This window comes from Pseudomonas sp. B21-028 (assembly GCF_024749045.1).
Taxonomy (GTDB): Bacteria; Pseudomonadota; Gammaproteobacteria; order Pseudomonadales; family Pseudomonadaceae; genus Aquipseudomonas.
Map to the genome: position 1 here is coordinate 192,061 of NZ_CP087184.1, position 22,089 is coordinate 214,149.

10 protein-coding genes are annotated in these 22,089 nt (G+C 61.7%); 3 read left to right on the plus strand and 7 right to left on the minus strand.

Annotated elements, in window-relative coordinates; genetic code table 11:
• Positions 1-117 precede the first annotated feature (117 nt).
• The 5 genes from LOY35_RS00935 to LOY35_RS00955 form a co-directional block, all read right to left on the minus strand.
• Entirely contained in the window at positions 118-582 is a 465-nt protein-coding gene (locus LOY35_RS00935; protein ID WP_258629730.1) for an SRPBCC family protein, read from the minus strand.
• 31 nt (positions 583-613) lie between these two features.
• Positions 614-4,150, minus strand: coding sequence for an amino acid adenylation domain-containing protein (locus LOY35_RS00940; RefSeq protein ID WP_258629732.1), 3,537 nt, complete (start codon positions 4,148-4,150; stop codon positions 614-616).
• A 10-nt stretch (positions 4,151-4,160) separates the two neighbouring features.
• Complete coding sequence (locus tag LOY35_RS00945) at positions 4,161-5,093, minus strand: diiron oxygenase (RefSeq protein ID WP_258629734.1); 933 nt, start codon at positions 5,091-5,093, stop codon at positions 4,161-4,163.
• On the minus strand, positions 5,090-5,866 hold the full coding sequence (locus LOY35_RS00950; protein WP_258629737.1) for a DUF3050 domain-containing protein: 777 nt from the start codon (positions 5,864-5,866) through the stop codon (positions 5,090-5,092). The genes LOY35_RS00945 and LOY35_RS00950 overlap by 4 nt, the downstream gene beginning before the upstream one ends.
• 687 nt (positions 5,867-6,553) lie before the next feature.
• The gene (locus LOY35_RS00955; protein ID WP_258629739.1) at positions 6,554-7,243 is read right to left on the minus strand and encodes a GntR family transcriptional regulator; all 690 of its coding nucleotides are present in this window, start codon (positions 7,241-7,243) and stop codon (positions 6,554-6,556) included.
• A gap of 194 nt (positions 7,244-7,437) precedes the next feature.
• On the opposite strand from LOY35_RS00955, the gene lapG reads away from it, so the two are divergent.
• Both lapG and lapD read left to right on the plus strand, forming a co-directional pair.
• On the plus strand, positions 7,438-8,130 hold the full coding sequence (gene lapG / locus LOY35_RS00960) for a cysteine protease LapG (protein ID WP_408981177.1): 693 nt from the start codon (positions 7,438-7,440) through the stop codon (positions 8,128-8,130).
• A gap of 14 nt (positions 8,131-8,144) precedes the next feature.
• A complete protein-coding gene (gene lapD, locus LOY35_RS00965; protein ID WP_258629741.1) occupies positions 8,145-10,091 on the plus strand; it encodes a cyclic di-GMP receptor LapD in 1,947 nt (648 codons plus the stop codon).
• A 493-nt stretch (positions 10,092-10,584) separates the two neighbouring features.
• Here lapD and LOY35_RS00970 read toward each other — a convergent pair whose 3' ends face one another.
• Complete coding sequence (locus LOY35_RS00970; RefSeq protein ID WP_024780723.1) at positions 10,585-10,923, minus strand: hypothetical protein; 339 nt, start codon at positions 10,921-10,923, stop codon at positions 10,585-10,587.
• A gap of 118 nt (positions 10,924-11,041) precedes the next feature.
• The gene (locus LOY35_RS00975) at positions 11,042-20,374 is read right to left on the minus strand and encodes a retention module-containing protein (RefSeq protein WP_309475895.1); all 9,333 of its coding nucleotides are present in this window, start codon (positions 20,372-20,374) and stop codon (positions 11,042-11,044) included.
• A gap of 356 nt (positions 20,375-20,730) precedes the next feature.
• Here LOY35_RS00975 and LOY35_RS00980 point away from each other — a divergent pair, with 356 nt between their 5' ends.
• Entirely contained in the window at positions 20,731-22,080 is a 1,350-nt protein-coding gene (locus tag LOY35_RS00980) for a TolC family outer membrane protein (RefSeq protein WP_258629744.1), read from the plus strand.
• Positions 22,081-22,089 lie beyond the last annotated feature (9 nt).

Sequence of the window (22,089 nt, forward strand, 5' to 3'; positions counted from 1 at the left end):
GCTCCCACAGGAACCCATGTGGGAGCGAGCCTGCTCGCGATGACGGCGGCACAGCCAACCTCATCGCCAACTGACCCGGCGCTATCGCGAGCGGGCTCGCTCCCACAGGGGGACTACCTAGGCGAACATCGCCTGCACATTCCCCATGGCCTCATCGGCAAAGCCTTGCAGGAAATCCCTGAACCCCGACGGCGAATGAGCGTCGGTGTGGTCGGCGATGATGGTCCAGGTGGCGCGGCAGCGGTTATCCGCCAAGGGCTCGACGCGCATCGCGGCCCACAGGTTGTCGATGCCCAGGGTGTTGTAGATCAGTGTCCAGGTCATGTGCATGGCCTGGTCGTCACGGCTGTTGAGCTGCTCCACCACCAGGTTCTGCCCGTCGACAAAGAACTTCTTGCGCAGGGATCTCACGCCCTCGCCGGTCATTTCGATACGTGCAAGCGCCGGAATGAAACGGTTGAAACCGCCAAAATCGCCCACCAGTTCCCAGACCCGCGCCGCGTCGGCCGCGACCTCCACGCAGGTTTCGACGTGGCAGGCTTGAGGATTCCTGATCAGGGTGTCGGGTTGAAATGTGTTCATGGTCTTGCTCCTTGCTTTGGGTTGGATGGCTTCAGATGAAGTCGATGGCTTTGAGGTAGTCGGCACCACGTCGTAGCAGGGCCGGGGATTTTTCCGGGTAGCGGGCACCCATCTGCCGCACCCCGGTCCGGGCGTTGTCATGGCGGATCATCGAGATGTCGCCGATGTCTTCCTCGAAGCCGTTGAGGTAGAACCCCAGCACGCCGAACAGCGCGTTGTCGGCATCGACCCGGCCCAGTTGCCGTTGCCAGTCCGCGACGCTCACCAGGGAAAACTCCCGGCCGCTGTCGCGGAACGACGCCACGTAGGCGTCCCAGCTCAAAGGCTCGGGGTTGTGCAGGTTGAACACCGCTTGCGTCGGCTGGTAGCGGCTGGCGTGGAAGGCGATGAAACGGGCCAGGAAATCCACCGGCATCAGGTCGAAGTTGAGTGACAGATCCGGCACCTGGCCCAGCTGGATCGAGCCCTTGAGCATCAGCATCAGGCGATTCTTGTGGGGCTGGCAGACCCCGGTCAGGCTGTTGAAGCTGATGTTGCCCGGGCGGAACAGGTTGACCCACACCCCGCGATCCCGCGCCCGTTGCAGGATCCGTTCGCCGACCCATTTGGACAGGTTGTAGCCGTTCTTGATGTAGATCGGTGGCGTCGGTGCGGCGGGTTGTTCCAGTACCTGGCCGTCGGCGCCCAGGGCACTGGAGGCCGAAAGCGTGGAGACGAAATTGAAGATCTTCTTGCTGCGGCCTTCGCACAGGCGCAGGCATTCGAAGATCGGCTCGACGTTGTCCCGCGCCAGGGACTCGTAGTCGAGCACATGATTGACGTGGGCGGCGTTGTGCACCAGGGCGCCAAAGGTCCGGTCGATACGGGCATAGACGTCGTCCGGCAAACCCAGCTGCGGCTGGGTGATGTCGGCGGCATAAACGCTGACCCGACTCAGGTCCAGATGCGTCAGGCGATTGTCCTGCAGGGCCTGGGAAAAGCGTTCCGCCGCGCTTTGTCCGGCGGACGCGCGCACCAGGCAGGCGACTTCGGTAGCACCCCAGGCCAGCAGCGCCTCGACAATGTGCACCCCGAGAAAGCTGTTGGCGCCAGTCACCACCACTTTATGCACGTCACCGCATTGGTTGATGGGCAGTGGCTCGATGTTGAGTTCGGCTTCGGCATCGATAAAGGCCTGGGGGCTGAGCACCGATGTGTCGCTGTGTTCAGGGCTGTCGAGCAGCTTCGCCAGGGTCATCAGTGTCGGCGCCTCGATGAAGCGATTGATCGACAGGCTGCGACCGAAGGTCTGGCGAATGCTCAGCAGCAGTTGCGACAGCAGGATCGAATGCCCGCCCAGATTGAAGAAACTCTCATCGGTGGCAATGTCTTCGGCCGGCAGCTCCAGCAGCTCGGCCCACAATTGCTGCAATTGGGTTTCCAGCGGATTCTGCGGCTGGCGTCGTTGGCTTCCGACCTGGACCTGCACCGACAGGGCGAGCAGGGCTCGGCGATCGACCTTGCCGTTGCTGGTGTAGGGCAGGCTGGGCAGTTCGATGTAGGCGCCCGGGTGCATGTAGCTGGGCAACGTGTCCTGCACCTGCTCGCGCAGTGCCTGGAGCGCGGCGCCGGGCCGGTCTTCCCGGGGATGGACCAGGAACGCCAGGATCCGTCGACGCTCGTCCACACCCACGGCCACCTGGCGGAACAACTGGCTCTCCCGCAGGCAATGTTCGATTTCCTCGGGTTCGACCCGAAAGCCCCGGACCTTCACCTGATTGTCGCGCCGGCCGCACAGTTCGATGCCGTTGTCGCTCCACTGGCCGATGTCGCCGGTGCGATAGACCCTCAGGCGCTGCCCGCCGGGTAGCGTCAGGTCGAGATACCGCGTGGCCGTCAGTGTCGGGTCGTGCAGATACCCCAGTCCGACGCCCGGACCGGCGATGTAGAGCTCGCCGGGTACACCTTGGGGCACCGGTTGCAGCTGTTCATCGAGGATCAGCACCCGAGCGTTGGCAATGGGCACGCCGAGGTTGCGGTTGTTATCACCCACGGCAAACTGCCGCGTAGTGGCAAGCACGGTGGTTTCAGTCGGGCCATAGATATTGTGGAAGCGGCATTGGGGCGCGAGTTGCTCGATCACGAACGGCTCGCAGACATCCCCTCCGGTGATCAGGTGCGCCAGGCCCAGCGGTGCCTCCAGCGGCAGCACACTCAGTAGCGCAGGCGGTAGAAAGGCGTGGCTGACACGCTGCGCGTGAATCAGCGCCACCAGTTGCTGCGGGTCGCGGCGCTGGTCTTCGCTGGGCACTACCAGCAATGCACCCTGGAGGAACGTCGGGAGGATATCCAACAGCGACGCATCGAAGTTGATGGTGGAGAACTGCAACGCCCGACTGTCGTGCTGCAACCCGACGTAGTCGCTGTACCAGGCACAGAAATGGCTGAGGTTGCGATGGCTGAGCAGCACACCTTTGGGTTGTCCGGTGGTGCCGGAGGTGTAGATCGCCACGGCCGGTTCGTCGATGGCCACCGAGCGGCGGATCAGCGAGCCGGGGATGCCCGGCTTGAGCGCTGGCAGCCGATGCACGTTCAGCGTGGGCACGGACAAATCGCCCAGGTCGCTGTCGCCGTCGTGCAGCAACAGGTCGGCCTTGGCGTTCTCCAGGATGAAGCGTCGACGCTGCACGGGGTGTTGCGGGTCCAGGGGCAGGTACACGGCGCCGCAGCCCAGCACCGCCAGGATCGCTGCATATAACGGTGCGGATTTAGGCAGACACACCGCAATTACCGTTTGAGAGCTAGGCTTGTGAGTGCAAGGCTTGTGGGAGCAAGGCTTGCCCGCGATGAACGATGACTCGGTTTGGTTGGGTACCGCTGTGTCTGTATCGCAGGCAAGCCTCGCTCCCGCAGGCTTTGCTTCCATCCACTCTGCGTGCCCTAGCTGTTCCAGCATTGCCTGCTGCAACCTAAGCGCCTGGGTGCGCAAGGCTTTGTAGTCGGTGAGCTGGCCTTCGACCCACAGCGCCGGTTGCACCGCATCGTCGAGCATGCGCTGTTCGATGCCGTGCATCACCGGCACGTCGGCGGCGGTCAGCAGCCAGGGCTCCGACGGTCGGTTGAGGCCATGCTCGAAGGCCAGCGCTTCCAGCGCATCGAGCCCGTGTGAAGGCAGCTCGGTCGCGTCGGCCTGCACCGTCGGCCAATGATCGAGGCCGGTGTCATCTCGGGATAATTGGCTGACCAGCCGCGCACCGACCTCAACCACCACCGCCAGGGCCTGCAACCGCAAGGACTGACCGCTGCCGCTTTGCGGGGTGATCACCTCCTGGCATAGCAACCGCTGCGCACCGTCGCGAAACACGATGATCGGTTGCGGCAAGGCTTCGCCGGGCACCGTCCGCAACGCCACACGCACCTCGAGGCGTGAGCGCGCTTCAATGGCGCATGGCGCCGTACCGTCGTCGATCAACAGATCCAGCGCCGGCGCTTGAGTCGTCACGACACCATGGCCGTGCAGTTCAAGTTCCTGGGCCAGTTCGGCCATGGCCTGGCTGGTGCCAGGCACTGCAATTTCGAGGCGTCTCATCAGCAGTTCCTCATGGGGTCAGGTAATCGGCCAGGGCATTGCGCACGCAGGGGGAAGCGAGCATCGAACTGCTGCGGAAAAAGCGCGTGATGTTGCCCACCAATGGATGGAAGCGATTGATGGGGTAGGCCAGCGCGCTGGCCTCTTCGCGCAGCGACTGGCGTACCGATTCGTCGACGGGCAGGTGAGCGATCAGCTCGAAATCGAAGGCCTGCTGCAGATCGCTGGCCAGGTACTGGACGATGAAACCGGGCATCAGCCGGGCAATCGCTTCGTGGTCTTCTTCGGGGGCTGCGCGCCAGTACATCTGCACCAGCCGCGTCCAGAAACCCGAGTGCCGTCCCTCATCCATCAGATGATCGGCCATCAGGCCCTTGATCGACGCCTTGACCGAGTCGTCCCGGGCAAACGCCGCGACTTCGTTGGTCACTGTGTTTTCGGCGATCGCGATACAGATCAGCTCCACGGCGCTTTGCAGGTGTTCCGGGGCCTGGGCCAGTGTCGCCGGTACCGCGCGGCTGAGTTCGATCTGGGGCGGCAACGGAATCGGCTCGATGCCGGTCATGTCGATGGTCTGCTGCATGAAGTCCATCGCCACCAGCGCGTGATAATCCTCGTCCACCACCACCGTCATCGCGTCGTAGCGGCAGGCGAACGGGAATTCGATACCGAAGCGATTCTTGGCGATGCGCCGGGCGGTGTGGTCCACCAGTTCGGTCTCGAAGATCACCACATCGTTGATGAACTTGTAGAGGCTCTGCACCAGCGCGTAATCGCGCAATTGCGGGCAATGGCTGAGAAAGGTCTGGCTGTGCACCAGGGGCTGACGGCTCATGGGAAAGATCAGCTTGTCGTCATTTTCGACCCGACGCCGTGGCCGGGTACGGATCGTGGCGCGGCTTTCCCAGGCATCGGCGAAAGACTGGTATTGGATGGCATTCATGGCGTCACCTGCGCGACCGGCTGGGTCATGCTCTGGCGCAGGCCATCCCACAGCGCCGCTCGACTGTGGACGGCGGCGAGCGCGGCGGACAGCACCTCGGTTTCGCGCTGCGGGTCGCCGTCGATCAAGCGCGCCAACAGTTTCTCCGCAGCGGGGCCGTGGTCTTCGGAGTCGACTTCGATGTGCCGTTGCAGGTAGTACCGGAACGTCGGCGCCTGATCCAGGCCGATGCCCCAGGCATCCAGCATGCGTTGGAACATCTGCGGGATGACGCTCTCGCGACCGTGCACGAACGCGGCGGCCACGCTGTGGGCCGGGGCGTGCAGGGCGGTGTTCAGGGTCTGGCGAACGAAGCGGGCCGCCGCGGGTTCAACCTCGACGCTATCCAGGGCGGTTTCGGGGCTGACGCCTTCCTGTTGCAGGGTGATGAATTGCTCGATCGCCCGGGTATCCGCGCCGACTTCCCGCATGGCGTCCAGGTACAGTTCGAAATGGCTGCAATACCCTGCGCCGGGGCGATCGTCGGATTCTTCTCCCAATACTATTTCATTGATCAGGCGTGCCGCATGCGGGTCCGCCGGTGGCAGCCAGGGCAAATGAGTACAGGTCAGTTCCCGTTGCAGCCGCTTGGTCAGCGACATGAAGTCCCACACGGCAAAAACGTGGCTTTCCATAAAACGGCGTAACAGGTCGATTGATGTTATTTCGGAAAAAACGGGGTGTTGGCCAAGTTCGCGCTTTTTCAGAAAAAGTTGTTCTTTGGTTGGCAGCATTTGAACGTCCTCATCAATGATGTTTGTCCGGTAAGGTGCTCGTTGTATTTAATAGGGCGAGCGGGTGCCTGAACCGGAATCCATGAATTACCCAAGTTATGCAAGTGTGTACTGCTGTTTCGGCTGGTAGACCTGAAGGCCTTGAGTTTTAAGTGGTTAGCGAGAATTTAAGGCGTCGATAACGACTCGACGTAGAAAAAACTAATACATGAAACAAGTCAGCGGCAAGCGGTTTTTTAATTATTTTAAGTTGCGGGTTTATTGGGCATGAAGAGGGTTTATAAAACTTGTTCAATAAGTTTTATTTGGGCGAAGTTGCTCCTTCCGATTTATAACGATCAGAATGGATAGTTCGAGTGAATGCCTCACCCGGAGCACTTCAGGGAACAGGGAATAATGAAGTTTGTGTTTTATGGGCGGGACGTCGGTCGGACATTCGATTCTCCCGCCGGTGGGCGACGCTCCTTGCGTGGTGGCTTCGATCCGCCGGGTATGTAGCCAGGCGCTGACTTCTTCAGGTCTTTTTTTGAATCGACAAACGCAAGAGTGAGCCCAAATCGACGGCAGTGCCATTGAACTGATGGGGTGGCGGATCGCAGACACGGCCAAGCCGCGTCAGATGGGCGGGAAGACGGGTAGGAAGGATATGTAAGAAAGTGATACGCCGGCCAGGTCGCCGGCGAACGATCAGTCGGATAATTGTTCCAGGTAACGTCGAATAGTGACGCAGGCTTTTTCCAGATGACGCTCCAGCAGGGTCACTGCGGTATCGGTGTCCTTGGCGCTCACGGCCTCGAGCAATGCGCGGTGATCGTCCTGGGTCAGTATGCCCAGCCCCATGGATGACAGGTGAAAGCGCAGGAAACGCTCCTCTTCATTGAGCTCACGTTCGATCAGGTCCAACAATTTGCTGTTCGGAGCCTTGTGATAGAGCGACATGTGGAACAGCCGATTGAGCTTGCCGATCTCGGCATGATCGGTCTGTGCTTCCAACTGTTCGATGTAATGGGCGGCCAGCGCCAGGTCATCGGCATCGAGCAAAGGTATCGACAGGCGCAAGGCGAACGCTTCCAGCACCGCGCGCAACGCGTAGGTTTCGATGGCGTTGTTGGTGATCAGCGGGGCGACCACGGCGCCTTTGTGTTGAACCACATTGAGCAGCGATTGCGCTTCGAGCTGGCGCAACGCCTCGCGTACCGGCATGCGACTCACGCCGAACAGGTCGGCCAGTTCCTGCTGGCGCAGAGCCGTGCCGCAGGGCAGGCGTCCGTCGAGGATAGCCTCGCGCAGGGAGCCCTCGATGATCGAACGGGCCTGGGCAGCGGGGATGGGCCCATTGACCTGGATAGTGCTTAACGGCTTGGGCTTCTTAGTCACGACCACACACCCTGAATGACGAATTGGATCCATGCCAACATTAGTGACAGATTACCAGCCCGTCAAAGTCTCACGGCCGGCCTTCATGAACTAAAGTTTAGCGTGCCTGGAGTGATTGCATCCTGCCATTGTCTTTTGCCGGGCCAGGCTTCACCATCCCACGAACCCTCAACGGTCTTTTTGGACGCATTCCCTTGGCTGCACCTTCCCCTGCCTTCAGGTCCCTGCGCTGGCTGTGTTCGGCATTCTTGCTGGCCGGTCTCATGCTGGGCGGCCTGCACGCCGATTGGGACTTTGCGCAGATCAGCCGACGGGCGCAGGCCCTGTATGGGGCGTTGGGCGAAGGCCAGCAACGGATCGATGCCTGGCAGCACCTGCTGGCGACCGAGAAGCAGACGCCTGAGCTGGAGCAGCTCAAGGTGGTGAACCTGTTCTTCAACAAACAGGTGCGCTACGTGGAAGACATCGACCTGTGGCATGAGGTCGATTACTGGGAAACGCCGATCCAGGCTTTATGGAAGGGTGCCGGCGATTGCGAGGACTACGCCATCGCCAAGTATTTCAGCCTGCGGCATCTCGGGGTATCCAGCGACAAGTTGCGCATCACCTACGTCAAGGCGTTGCGGCAGAACCGGGCGCACATGGTGCTCACCTATTACGCCACGCCCGAAGCCATGCCGCTGGTGCTCGACAGCCTGATCGACGCTATCCAGCCGGCGAGCCAGCGAACCGACCTGTTGCCGGTCTACTCTTTCAATGCCGAAGGGTTGTGGTTGCCGGGCGCCAAGGGCAACAAGAAAGTCAGCGACACCAAGCGCCTGTCCCGGTGGCAGGATGTGTTGAAGAAAATGCAGGCCGAAGGTTTTCCGGTCGAGACGACTAACTAGGAGCACGCGCTCAGATGTCTTTGTTCAAACAACTGTTGATCGCTATCTGTCTGTTCCTGGTGGTTGCCTTCAGCGGCAGCTTCATGGTCAGCCTGGAGAGCTCGCGGGCCCAGTACGTCAATCAGCTGCGCTCCCACGCCCAGGACGCGGCCACGGCGCTGGCGTTGTCCCTGACGCCGAACATCGACGATCCGGCGATGGTGGAGCTGATGGTCAGTTCCATCTTCGACAGCGGCTACTACGCCAGCATCCGCGTGGTCGACGTGGCCACCGACAAGACCCTGGTCGAGCGCACCGGTACGCCGGACGCCGGCAGCGTGCCGCAGTGGTTCGTCAAGCTCATCGGCCTGGAGCCGGCCGGTGGCGATGCGATCGTCAGCCGTGGCTGGGAACAGGCGGCACGGGTCGAAGTGGTCAGCCATCCGATGTTCGCGCTTGCCAAGCTGTGGCAGAGCGCACTGGGCAGCCTGGGCTGGTTGCTGCTGTGCGGTGCCGTGAGCGCGGTGCTGGGGGCCTTGCTGCTGCGTCGCCAGCTCAAGCCGTTGGATTATATGGTGCACCAGTCCCATGCCATCGCCCGGCGCGAATTCCTGAGCCTGCCGGAGCTGCCGCGTACTCCTGAACTGCGCCGCGTGGTGCAGGCGATGAACCAGATGGTCGAGAAGCTCAAGGCATTGTTCCAGGAGCAGGCCGAGCGCAGCGAAAAGCTGCGGGTCGAGTCCTACCAGGACAACCTCACGGGCCTGGCGAACCGACGTTATTTCGAAATGCAGCTCAATGATCGGGTGAGCAATCCGGAGCAAGCCAGTTCCGGTTATCTGTTACTGCTGCGGGTCAGGGACCTGGCTGGCTTGAACCAGCGCTTGGGTGGGCAGCGCACCGACCAATTGCTCAAGGCCGTGGGCGAGCAGTTGTTGCGCGAATGCGCCCGATACCCGGAAACCCAGAATCTGGTGACGCGTATCCGTGGCGGGGAATTCGCGGTGCTGGCGCCGGGGCTGGTGCGCGAGGAAGCGCTGCAACTGGCGCAGAGTCTCGAAGCGGCACTGGCGAGTCTGCATGCCACCGGTGCGACCGACGTGGCGTCGGTGGCCGCTATCGGGCTGGCGCCCTTCGTCCATGGCGACTCGCCGCAAGCGGTGCTGCAGCTTGGCGACCAGGCCCTGTCCCAGGCCGAAAGCCAGGGCGAGCCGGGCTGGGCCTGTCTGGAGCACAGCGCGTCGGCCAGTGTCGGCGACGATCATCATGCCTGGCATACGCTGCTCGACCGGGCGTTGGAGGATCAGAGGTTCGAGCTCTATTTCCAGCCGGTGGTGGCCGCTCAGGACACTCAGTTGGTGCTGCATTACAAAGTCCTTTCCCGGTTGCTCGACGATCAGGGCCAAACCATTCCCGCCGGGCGTTTCCTGCCGTGGCTGGAGCGCTTCGGCTGGACGGCGCGTCTGGACCGCCTGATGCTTGAGCAGGTGCTCCGGCAAATGGCCGGGCACGATCAGGCCCTGGCGCTGAACCTGTCTTCCGCCACCCTGGCCGACCCGCAGACGCTGAACAAAATCTTTGAGATTCTGCGGGCCCATTCCAACCTCGGGTCGCGCCTGACCCTGGAAATCGGTGAGGAACAATTGCCTGAGCAAGCGGTGCTGGAGCAACTGACCCGGCGTCTGCGTGAGCTCGGTTTTTCCTTGAGCCTGCAGCGTTTTGGCGGGCGTTTCAGCATGATCGGCAATTTGTCGCGGTTGGGGTTGGCCTATTTGAAAATCGATGGCAGTTACATCCGGGCTATTGATCAGGAGAGTGATAAGCGTCTGTTTATCGAGGCTATCCAGCGTGCTGCCCACAGTATTGATTTGCCGTTGATTGCCGAGCGGGTGGAGACGGAGGGGGAGCTGGCGGTGATTCGGGAGATGGGGGTGTTTGGGGTGCAGGGGCAGTTGGTGGGGGGGCCGCGGCGTTGGGGGTGAGGTTTTTGGGATTTGAGTGCATATCCGTTGCTGCGGTAGCGGCTGCTGGCGGTTCCGCCCTTACGGCGGGTTACTTTGGCAAACGCCGGAATGCCGGCCCAGCCCAAAGTAACTAAAGGTCTTTGCCCCACCACTCGGCACCTCGCCAAGGCGAGGTGTTCCCTCACTCCGGCATTGCTCCGTGGGCCCGCCGCGAAGGGCCATCCATGGCCCAGCGCGGCTAACCCGGCATCCATGCCGGGTTGCCCACTACGCAATGCCTGCGTTCGGCCAGCGTGGTTAATGGGGCCTTCAGATCAAAAGCAAAAGCAAAAGCAAAAGCAAAAGCAAAAGCGAGGCGGCCTTATGGCCGGTCTGTTCTTGCGGCTGACTTCGATCCCCTTGTGGGAGCGGGCTTGCTCGCGAAGGCGGCCTTACAGCCAACCTGTCTCTCCGGCCTTACCCCGATCCACTGTGGGAGCGAGCCTGCTCGCGATGGCGTCAGTCCAGGCGCCTAGATCAATCCCTTCTCATCATCATCGATCAACCGGCTCAGCCCGCCCAGGGCTTCCCGGGCCTGGTTGCGGTCCATCAGCTTGGCCTGGGCGGCCGGGGGCAGGTCGGTGACGCGGATGACGCCTTTGCTGGTCAGCACCTGGATCAGGTCGTCGAGTACCCGGATCATCTCCAGGTCGCTTTGCTTGAGTTGTTTGAGGCTGTTTTCCACGGCTTGGTTGGCGAACCAGTCCTGGATCTCGTGGCTGTCGGCCGGCAGGGTTTCGGTGGCTTCGGCATAGGCGATGGCTTCTACGCGCACCAGCAGGCCTTGTGCATCGCGTTGCACATAAAACATCGGGCATCCCTCATGGATTAAGCGGCGTCATGCCGAGCAGCATAGGCCAACTGAACGCGAGTATGAACACTTAACCCGTGGCGAGGAAGCAAGCGTCCTCGCCACGGGTGTGTCAGGTTCAGCTGTTGTTGTGATCGACCTTGATGGTCGGGTCACTGCCGGCGATCAACGTGTTGAGGTTGACGTTCGACCAGTTGTTGCCTTCCAGTTTGATCGTCACGTCCGGTGCGGCCGATGCACCGTTGGCCCCGTTGAATTGGCCGGTGGTGCTGACCTGCAACGACGACACGCCATCGACCGTGCTGATCTGCAGGAAGTGGTCGATGGTGCTGCCGGATTCGCCTTGCAGCAGATCCCGCAGGTCGATCCGGTCGCCATCGGCAGCCTTGAAGTCCTTGATCACATCGTTGCCGGTGTCGCCGGCCTTCCAGACAAAGGTATCGCCGCCCAGGCCACCGATCAGCGTGTCGTGACCCTGACCGCCGATCAGCGTGTCGCTGCCAGTGCCGCCGAGCAGGATGTCATTGCCCTTGCCGCCGTTGAGCGAGTCGTTGCCGCCCTGGCCGAAGAGAATGTCGTTGCCGCCGCCACCCAACAGCGTGTCGTTGCCATCGTGGGCACCGGACACGTCGAACGCGGTGTAATGCTCGGTGATGTACTGGTGCACGTTGCTGGTGGTGACCTTGCTGACCTCAACGCCGCTCTGTTGGGCCACGAACGCCTGGAGGGCCTGGTAACCCTCGCCGGTGACGCCGTTGAAACTCACCAGGTCGCCGAAGAGGATGTCGTTGCCTTCGCCACCGTTGACCGTATCGGCGCCCGGCAAGGTTGCCTCGGTGTGGCCGATGATCGAGTTGGCCAGGTTGCTCGGGTCGATGTTGGTCTGCGGCACGCCATCCGAATCGTACGGCTTGAGGTCGTTCAGGGTCACACCGTTGTTTAGGCCGATGGCTTCGACGTTGCTCAGGCCTTTGAGCAGGGTGAAGCTGGCGCTCGAACCCGTCGCTGCCCAGGAGTCGGCGTAGCCGGTACCGTCCACGTAGGAGAATTCGAAGGTCCCGTTGCCCTCGGCATGCACCGTGCCGACATAACCGCCATCCCAATGCTTGCCGTTTTTGGTCGACAAGTACATGTCACCGTCTTCGTAGATGGTGAATTTGTGCTTGCTGTCGATCGTCTGGGTGTAGTACTGGCCGACGGTGTAGTTGGCCGCGCTCAAGACGTCATCGAGTTTGACGTTGTCGTACAGCGTCGGGTTTGTCTGCTCGCCGGACTGGTAGAGCGTCGGTTGACCGTCGGTGATGAAGTACGTCAGGTTCTTCGCGTCGGTATTGTTCAGGGCTTGGGTGCTGTTGAAGAAGTTCGCCGTGGTCTTGAACACGTCTTCGTAGTTGGTACCGCCGCCGGAGACCATCGAATTGAGAACGTTCTGGAGCAGTGTCAACGCGTTCGGATCATTGAGGTTCACCGCAACGTTGTTGTTCACCTGGTTGTCGAAGTCCGCCAGGAAGATGTTCACGGTCCCGGAGTTGCTGCCCAGGCTCTGCTTGAGGGTATTGAACACCTGGGCCAGCGATTCCTTGGCCGCTGCGATGGACGCCGAACTCATGCTGCCGGAGCTGTCGACCATGAACGCGATGTTGTAGTTGACGCCCGGCACGACGGTCAGCCCGCCGATGTCGGCAACCACGATGTCGTTGCCATCGGTGCCGGTGACGTTGTCATTGCCCGAGGTGGCGGTCACGGCGTTGTAGACCGCGGGGTACACGGTGACCGGGATGTGTGCGGTAGTCACCGCCGACCCGCCGAGGTTTTCCGTGGATGTGGAGGTCACGGTCAGGTCCAGGTGACCGTTGTAGTAGGCTGGCGGCGTCAGGGTCAGGCTGCCCAGGTTCCAGCCGCTGACCGATGCTTCGCCGTTGCTGCCCACGGTCGCTGTGTGGCCCGCGCCGTCGGTCAGCACGCTGCCCTCTGGCATGCCACCGATCTTCACGCTCAGTTTCTCGGAGCCGTCGGTGTCGGTCAGTGCCGTGGTGATCTTCGACAGATGCACGCTGGTGCCTTCGGCGCCTTCGTTGAGCTTGTAGCCGTCGTAGTAGCCTTCGCCATTGGTGCCATGCAGGTCGGAGACGGTCACGCCGGCATTCGCCAGATCGGTCACGCTGGTGTACAGCGGCACGCCCGCGCCGCTCAGGTCCACTGGTGTGCCGCCATTGACCGACAGGTTGACGTCATAGCTGCCCGGGCCGGTCTGGTTGTGGTGGTAGATGTCCAGGGTGTAGTAGCCGCTGCTGGTCGGCGTGAACGAGCCGTTCAGCTGGCCGCCCGCGCCCCAGGTGATGGCTGCCACGTTCTTGCCGCCGACGGTGACCAGCAGGCTGTCGTCGCCGGTGCCGCTGAAGGTGTAGGTCTTGCCCGCTTCAAGGAAGATCAGGCCCGATGTTTTCGACGCCGTGCCGGGATTCACGTTGCTGTCGGACTGTACGTTGGTCACGGTGCTGGTGCTGTTCGGTGTGCCGGCAGCATCGATCACCGACTTGAGCGTGCCGGACGGCGCGCCGCTGCCGTCGGTGCCCAGGCCCGACAGGCCGGTCCAGACTTCTTTGATCAGGCCGGTGGAGGTCACGTTGTTATCGCCCACGCTCAAGCTCGGCGCATCCGCCACCGGAGTGATGTCGATCTTCACGGTGCTGGTGTTGCCCAGTGCCTGGCCGTCGGTGGGCTGGAACTGGATCTGTGCGTAATCGGACTTCTGGTCGCCCACGCCGGTCGGGTTGCCGTTGGCGCCGGATTCGTTGGCGTCCGGTGTGAAGCGCAACTTGCCGCCGTCGATGTCAGCCTTGGTGAAGGTCTGGTTGCTGGTCACGTCCTTCCAGGTCGTGCCGTCCAGATACTGCAATTTGCCGTCGCCTGGCAGGCCGGTGATCTTCACGCCCTGGCTGGCGGCGGCGCTGTCCACATCGCTGACGCCAAAGGTCGACCAGCCGAGGACCAGCGCAGTGTCTTCGGTACCGGTCACTGTGCCACCCGTGGCAACCGGTGCATCGTTGACCCCGACCACGTTCACGGTGGTGGTGGCGGTGTTGGAATAGTTGCTGCCATCGGTCACCGTCACGGTGATGATGCGCGGCACACTGCTCGGGTCGTCGCTGTTGTTGATGAAGGTGATGTTCTTGATCTGCTGCATGTAGTCGGCCAGCGTCGCATTGCCCGACATCGTCAGCGTGACGGTGCCGTTGGTGCTGTTGGCGTTGATGCTGATGCCGTTGACGCTGTTGCCCAGGTTCAGCGCATCGCCCGGCTGACGGTTGGTCAGCACGACGGTGGCGCCGGTCAGCAGGGTGCTGTCCGGGTCGGTGATCTTCAGGTCGGTATCGCCAATCGACACGCCCGGTCCGGCGGTGCCTTCGGTGAAGGAGACCTGGTAATCGGCTCCGGTCTTGCCGCTGGAGTTGTTGGCGTCCAGGTCGAGTACCGGTGGCGCATCGTTGTCGATGATCGAGGTGCTGACGCTGCCATTGGTGTTGCTGATCGCCAGGTGCTCGAAGTTGCCACCGGTCGCCGAATCGATCTTGACCACGAAGTTTTCAGTGCCTTCGGTGATCTTGTCGTCCAGCGTCGCCACGTTGAAGGTCGCGCTGCTGGCGTTGGCCGGGATCTTGACGGTGTAGACGCCAGTGAAGTCCGAGCCGTCGGCAGCGGTGCCGCTGTAGACGAGCTTGAGGGTCACCTCGGTCTGCGCCGGGTTGGTCAGGCTGACGGTGTAGGTCGCGGCCTGGCCTTCGGTGACCGACGTGCTGCCACTGATGCTGACGGTGGTGGTGTCGACCGTGTCGGTGACGGCAGTCACTGCAGGCGTGGTGCTTGGCACCAGGTGCTCGAAGTTGCCGCCGGTGGCACCAGTGATGGTGGCGCTGACGGTGCTGCCGTTGTTGTAGACGTCGTTTGCCGGGGTCTGGACGTTGACCGTGCCAGTGGTTTCGCCGGCGGCGATGGTGATCGCCGAGCCGTTGCTCAGGGTGACGGTCACCGGCGTCTGCGCTGCGTTGCTCAGAGTGGCGGTGTAGGTGATCTGGCCGCCTTCGGTGATGGTTTCGCTGGCGCTCAAGGTGAGGCCAGTGTCGTCCACCGAGTCGGTAATGGTGGTAACGGCTGGCGTGGTGCTCGGCACCAGGTTCTCGAAGTTGCCGCCGGTCGCACCAGTGATGGTGGTGCTGACGGTGCTGCCGTTGTTGTAGACGTCGTTTGCCGGGGTCTGGACGTTGACGGTGCCAATGGTTTCGCCGGCGGCGATGGTGATCGCCGAGCCGTTGCTCAGGGTGACGGTCACCGGCGTCTGCGCTGCGTTGCTCAGAGTGGCGGTGTAGGTGATCTGGCCGCCTTCGGTGATGGTTTCGCTGGCGCTCAGGGTCAGGCCAGTGCTGTCTACCGAATCAGTGATTGTGGTGACGGCTGGTGTGGTGTCCGGCACCAGGTTTTCGAAGTTGCCACCGGTGGCGCCGGTAATGGTGGTGCTGACCGTGCTGCCATTGTTGTAGACGTCGTTGGGCGATGTCTCGACGGCAATGGTGCCCGTGGTGTCGCCAGCGGCGATGGTGATCACCGAGCCGTTGCTCAACGTTACGGTGACCGGGGTCTGGGCCGGGTTGGTCAACGTGGCGGTGTAAACGATCGAACCACCTTCGGTGATGGTCTCGTTGGCGCTCAGGGTCAGGCCAGTGCTGTCTACCGAATCAGTGATTGTGGTGACGGCTGGTGTGGTGCTTGGCACCAGGCTTTCGAAATTGCCGCCGGTCGCGCCGGTAATGGTGGTACTGACCGTGCTGCCGTTGTTGTAGACATCGTTGGCGAGTGTATTCACCGCAACAGTGCCGGTGGTGTCGCCAGCAGCGATGGTGATGACGGAGCCATTACTCAGCGTCACGGTTACCGGGGTCTGAGCGGCGTTGGTCAAGGTCGCGGTGTAGGTGATCTGACCGCCTTCAGTGATGGTTTCGCTGGCGCTCAAGGTGAGGCCAGTGGTGTCCACCGAATCAGTGATCGTGGTGACGGCTGGTGTGGTGCTTGGTATCAGGCTTTCGAAATTGCCGCCGGTCGCGCCAGTGATAGTGGTACTGACGGTGCTGCCGTTGTTGTAGACGTCGTTGGCGAGTGTATTCACCGCAACAGTGCCGGTGGTGTCGCCGGCAGCGATGGTGATCACCGAGCCGTTGCTCAGGGTCACGGTTACTGGGGTTTGAGCGGCGTTGGTCAGGGTCGCGGTGTAGGTGATCTGACCGCCTTCAGTGATGGTTTCGCTGGCGCTCAAAGTCAGTCCAGTGTCGTCCACCGAGTCGGTAATGGTGGTAACGGCTGGTGTGGTGCTCGGTACCAGGCTTTCGAAATTGCCGCCGGTCGCGCCAGTGATGGTGGTGCTGGCGGTGCTGCCGTTGTTATAGACGTCGTTTGCCGGGGTCTGGACGTTGACGGTGCCGGTGGTGTCGCCAGCAGCGATGTTGATGACCGAGCCATTGCTCAGGGTGACGGTGACTGGTGTTTGAGCGGCGTTGGTCAGCGTCGCGGTATAAACGATCGAACCACCTTCGGTGATGGTCTCGCTGGCGCTCAAGGTGAGGCCAGTGGTGTCCACCGAATCGGTGATCGTGGTGATCGCAGGCGTGGTGTCCGGCACCAGGTTCTCGAAATTGCCGCCAGTTGCGCCGGTGATGGTGGTGCTGACGGTGCTGCCATTGTTGTAGACGTCATTCGCAGGCGTATTGACCGCAATGGTGCCAGTGGTGTCGCCGGCGGCGATGGTGATCGCCGAGCCGTTGCTCAGGGTGACGGTCACGGGCGTCTGCGCGGCGTTGGTCAGGGTCGCGGTGTAGGTGATCTGACCGCCTTCGGTGATGGTCTCGCTGGCGCTCAAGGTGAGACCAGTGTCGTCCACCGAATCAGTGATCGTGGTAACGGCTGGCGTGGTGCTTGGCACCAGGCTTTCGAAATTGCCGCCGGTCGCGCCGGTGATGGTGGTACTGACGGTGCTGCCGTTGTTGTAGACATCGTTAACCGGTGTATTCACCGCAACAGTGCCGGTGGTGTCGCCGGCAGCGATGGTGATGGCGGAGCCATTGCTCAGCGTGACGGTGACTGGTGTTTGAGCGGCATTGGTCAGCGTTGCGGTGTAAACGATCGAACCACCTTCGGTGATGGTTTCGCTGGCGCTCAGGGTCAGGCCAGTGGTGTCCACCGAATCAGTGATCGTGGTGACGGCTGGCGTGGTGCTCGGTACCAGGCTTTCGAAATTGCCGCCGGTCGCGCCAGTGATGGTGGTGCTGGCGGTGCTGCCGTTGTTATAGACGTCGTTTGCCGGGGTCTGGACGTTGACGGTGCCGGTGGTGTCGCCAGCAGCGATGTTGATGACCGAGCCATTGCTCAGGGTGACGGTGACTGGTGTTTGAGCGGCGTTGGTCAGCGTCGCGGTATAAACGATCGAACCACCTTCGGTGATGGTCTCGCTGGCGCTCAAGGTGAGGCCAGTGGTGTCCACCGAATCGGTGATCGTGGTGACCGCAGGCGTGGTGCTCGGCACCAGGCTTTCGAAATTACCACCGGTCGCGCCAGTGATAGTGGTGCTGACGGTGCTGCCATTGTTGTAGACGTCATTCGCAGGCGTATTGACCGCAATGGTGCCAGTGGTGTCGCCGGCGGCGATGGTGATCGCCGAGCCGTTGCTCAGGGTGACGGTCACTGGCGTCTGCGCGGCGTTGGTCAGGGTCGCGGTGTAGGTGATCTGACCGCCTTCGGTGATGGTCTCGCTGGCGCTCAAGGTGAGACCAGTGTCGTCCACCGAATCAGTGATCGTGGTGACGGCTGGTGTGGTGCTTGGCACCAGGCTTTCGAAATTGCCGCCGGTCGCGCCGGTGATGGTGGTACTGACCGTGCTGCCGTTGTTATAGACATCGTTAACCGGTGTATTCACCGCAACAGTGCCGGTAGTGTCGCCGGCAGCGATGGTGATGGCGGAGCCATTGCTCAGGGTCACGGTTACCGGGGTCTGCGCGACGTTGGTCAAGGTCGCGGTGTAGGTGATCTGGCCGCCTTCAGTGATGGTTTCGCTGGCGCTCAGGGTCAGGCCAGTGTTGTCCACCGAATCAGTGATCGTGGTGACGGCTGGTGTGGTGCTTGGTACCAGGCTTTCGAAATTACCACCGGTCGCGCCAGTGATAGTGGTACTGACGGTGCTGCCGTTGTTGTAGACGTCGTTAGCGAGTGTATTCACCGCAACAGTGCCGGTGGTGTCGCCCGCAGCGATGTTGATCACCGAGCCATTGCTCAGGGTGACGGTGACTGGTGTTTGAGCGGCGTTGGTCAGCGTCGCGGTGTAAACGATCGAACCACCTTCGGTGATGGTCTCGCTGGCGCTCAGAGTGAGGCCAGTGGTGTCCACCGAATCGGTAATCGTGGTGACGGCTGGTGTGGTGCTTGGCACCAGGCTTTCGAAATTGCCGCCGGTCGCGCCAGTGATAGTGGTACTGACGGTGCTGCCGTTGTTGTAGACATCGTTTGCCGGTGTATTCACCGCAACAGTGCCGGTGGTGTCGCCCGCAGCGATGGTGATGACGGAGCCATTACTCAGCGTCACGGTCACTGGCGTTTGAGCGGCGTTGGTCAGGGTCGCGGTGTAGGTGATCTGCCCGCCTTCGGTGATGGTCTCGCTGGCGCTCAGAGTGAGGCCAGTGGTGTCCACCGAATCGGTAATCGTGGTGACCGCAGGCGTGGTGCTCGGCACCAGGCTCTCGAAGTTGCCGCCAGTTGCGCCGGTAATGGTGGTGCTGACGGTGCTGCCGTTGTTGTAGACGTCGTTGGCTGGCGTCTCGACATTGACGGTACCGGTGGTCTGGCCGGCGGCGATGTTGATCACCGAACCGTTGCTCAACGTTACGGTGACCGGGGTCTGGGCCGGATTGGTCAGGGTGGCGGTGTAGGTGATCTGCCCGCCTTCAGTGATGGTCTCGCTTGCACTCAGGGTCAGGCCAGTGTTGTCCACCGAGTCGGTGATCGTGGTAACCGCAGGCGTGGTGTCTGGCACCAGGCTTTCAAAGTTGCCACCGGTCGCGCCGGTGATGGTGGTACTGACCGTGCCGCCATTGTTGTAGACGTCGTTGGCGGGTGTCTCGACATTGACGGTACCGGTGGTCTGGCCGGCGGCGATGTTGATCACCGAACCGTTGCTCAACGTTACGGTGACCGGGGTCTGGGCCGGGTTGGTCAGGGTGGCGGTGTAGGTGATCTGGCCGCCTTCGGTGATGGTCTCGCTGGCGCTCAGGGTCAGGCCAGTGTTGTCCACCGAATCAGTGATCGTGGTGACGGCTGGCGTGGTGCTCGGTACCAGGCTTTCGAAGTTGCCGCCGGTCGCGCCGGTAATGGTGGTGCTGACCGTGCTGCCATTGTTGTAGACGTCATTGGCCGGGGTGTCGACGGCAACGGTGCCGGTGGTCTGGCCCGCAGCGATGGTAATGACCGAGCCATTGCTCAAGGTCACGGTCACTGGCGTTTGCGCCGGGTTGGTCAGGGTCGCGGTGTAGGTGATCTGCCCCCCTTCGGTCACGGTCTCGCCTGCGCTCAGGGTGACGTTGGTGGTGTCGATGGTGTCGGTGATCTGGGTCACGGCTGGCGTGGTGGGCAGGGTCACGGCAATGCCGCTGCCACCGGTGGTGCCGGTCACGGTCACGCTGATCTGGCTTGGGTCGTTGTAAACGGTGTCGTTCGGTGCCAGTGGGACGTTGACGCTGCCGGTGGTCTGTCCGGCGGAAATCACGATCACCGAACCATTGGACAGCGTCACCGTCAGGTCGGTCAGGGGTGCCTGGGTAACGGTCGCGGTATAGACCAGCACACCGCCGGCCTCGGTCAGGGTCGGGGTGGCGCTCAGCGTCAGCGTTGAATTGAGAAGGGTGTTGGCAGTGGTATTGGCGTTGGCATTGGTAGCCAGGCCGGTGATGTTGTTATCAGCGGCGGCGGTCGCGCCCAGGCCTTCAGTCGGGAAGCCGACAGTCGGGTCGACGCTGCCGGCCGTCGCATCCAGCACTACTACGCTATGGCCGCCCCCGGCGGCACCACCGACACTCGCTTCGCCAGCTCCGGCGGCGGTGGCTTCCAGGGCGGTGGTCGGGTCGACACCGGCGGCGATGGCTTGCTGCAGTTCTTCTACCGATGGCGCGGCCTGGGCAGTGGCCTGCTCGAGGTCGGTGGAAGAGTCCGGAGCATTGGCGCTCCACTGGGTGTCTCGGCCCAGGTCGAGGGTGCGACCATCGGCCAGGTCCAGGGTGACGGCACCGGCAGGGCCGGTGTCCAACTGATCGCCCGTAAACAGACGATCGCCTTCAATGAGTACGCGCCGGATACCCTCCGGGGATACGGCGAAAACCTGACCGACAATGCTTTTGACGACGGCAATAACGCTGCTCATTGAAGACTCTCCGGGTGCCACGTTCAGTGAACTTCCATGGGCCCGCAACTATGGGTAGCGGCGGTCTGGACGTTTTGGCTTTACTTGATAAGGTTAATTTGACGCTCTGTTGTGTCAATATTTTGGCTTTAAATTCAATCTTTTTTGTTTATGCCAAACTATTGACCTTCTGCCGGCCATCCTAAACAATCGCCCAGGTAATGTCACATTGATATTTAAGCGGCGGCCCGTTCTTTCGGTGCAAGATTCAGTACCTGTTTCGAACTTTCCGACATACGGTATTCCGGTTGCCATCATCCGATGCAGCGCCTCGTTTCGCTGTGATCCAAAAAAGCGTTTCAGGAAGAAAAAACACCATGCGTTCGCATTTGTTCATGGCTTTACCCTTCGCTCTCGCCGCCGGCTTCGTACAAGCACAAACCTTGCCGCAGGCGATGCAACAGGCGCTGGACGTGCACCCTGAAATCCAGGCCGGGGTAAACAGCCGACTGGCGGCGGACTACCAGCTCAAGGCGGCGAAGGGCGGTTACCTGCCTCGGGTCGATCTCGCAGCCGGGTACGGCCGCGAAGGCACCGACAGCGTCACCACTCGCTCGGGCAACAACAATCATTGGGAAACCCTGAACCGTAGCGAGTCGAGCTTGCGTGTGACCCAAATGGTTTTTGACGGTTTTGCGACGTCCAGCGAAGTGGGGCGTCAACAAGCCACCGTTAATGCCCGCGCCTATTCGTTGCTCGATACCTCCGAGCGCACCGGCCTGACCGTGGCCCAGGTTTATCTGGATGTGCTGACCCGGCGCGAGTTCGTGCGCCTGGCCGAAGAGAACCTCAAGAGCCACGAGCGCATTTTCGATCAGATCAAGCTGCGCACCGAGCGCGGCGTGGGCAACCGTGCCGACCACGACCAGGCCGAAGCACGCGTGGCCCAGGCCCGCAACAACCTGATCACCGAGCAGACCAACCTGGCCGACGCCGAGACCAACTACCTCAGTGCCGTGGGCCAGTTGCCCGACCAATTGGAGCGCCCCGCCGACTTTATGGCGCTGCTGCCGGCGAATCTGACGGAAGCTCGTGCCCAGATGCTGGAAAACAGCCCGGTATTGCGTTCGGCTGAAGCGGACATCGTCGCCACCGAAAAACAGTACGAAGCCGCCAAGTCGAGCTTCTACCCACGGTTTGACGCCGAACTGGGCCGCACCGCCGACAACGACCTGGATGGCCAGAATGGTCACAACAATGAATGGCAGGCCATGCTGCGCATGCGTTTCAACCTGTATGCCGGCGGCAGCAACAAGGCCGACCTGGAATCCAAGTCGTACCTGTCCAACCAGGCCCTGGACATCCGTAACAACGCCTTGCGCCAGTTGACCGAAGAGCTGGGCCTGGCCTGGAACGCCCTCAACAACGCCAATGCCCAGGTGCCGATTGCCCAGCAATACGTGGACCGCAGCGCCAGCGTGCGCAACGCCTATCAGAAGCAGTTCAGCCTCGGCGAGCGGACCCTGCTCGACTTGCTCGACAGTGAGAACGAGCTGTTCAGTGCCTCCCGGCGGTTGGCGGAAATCAAGAACGTGCAGCTGTTCACCCAGTACCGGATCAAGGCAACCATGGGCGAATTGCTCAAAAGTCAGGGGGTCGTCGCGCCGTTGGCATCCGTTGTGCAGAACGACGTGAAACCCAAGGTCCAGTTACCTGGGATGAATTGATTCATCCAT

Excerpts from the sequence above, each read along its gene's own strand:
- LOY35_RS00945 (WP_258629734.1), bottom strand. The coding sequence starts at position 5,093 with ATGAATGCCATCCAATACCAGTCTTTCGCCGATGCCTGGGAAAGCCGC.
- LOY35_RS00970 (WP_024780723.1), bottom strand. The coding sequence starts at position 10,923 with ATGTTTTATGTGCAACGCGATGCACAAGGCCTGCTGGTGCGCGTAGAA.
- LOY35_RS00950 (WP_258629737.1), bottom strand. The coding sequence starts at position 5,866 with ATGCTGCCAACCAAAGAACAACTTTTTCTGAAAAAGCGCGAACTTGGC.
- LOY35_RS00980 (WP_258629744.1), top strand. The coding sequence starts at position 20,731 with ATGCGTTCGCATTTGTTCATGGCTTTACCCTTCGCTCTCGCCGCCGGC.
- LOY35_RS00975 (WP_309475895.1), bottom strand. The coding sequence starts at position 20,374 with ATGAGCAGCGTTATTGCCGTCGTCAAAAGCATTGTCGGTCAGGTTTTC.
- lapD (WP_258629741.1), top strand. The coding sequence starts at position 8,145 with ATGTCTTTGTTCAAACAACTGTTGATCGCTATCTGTCTGTTCCTGGTG.
- LOY35_RS00940 (WP_258629732.1), bottom strand. The coding sequence starts at position 4,150 with ATGAGACGCCTCGAAATTGCAGTGCCTGGCACCAGCCAGGCCATGGCC.
- LOY35_RS00935 (WP_258629730.1), bottom strand. The coding sequence starts at position 582 with ATGAACACATTTCAACCCGACACCCTGATCAGGAATCCTCAAGCCTGC.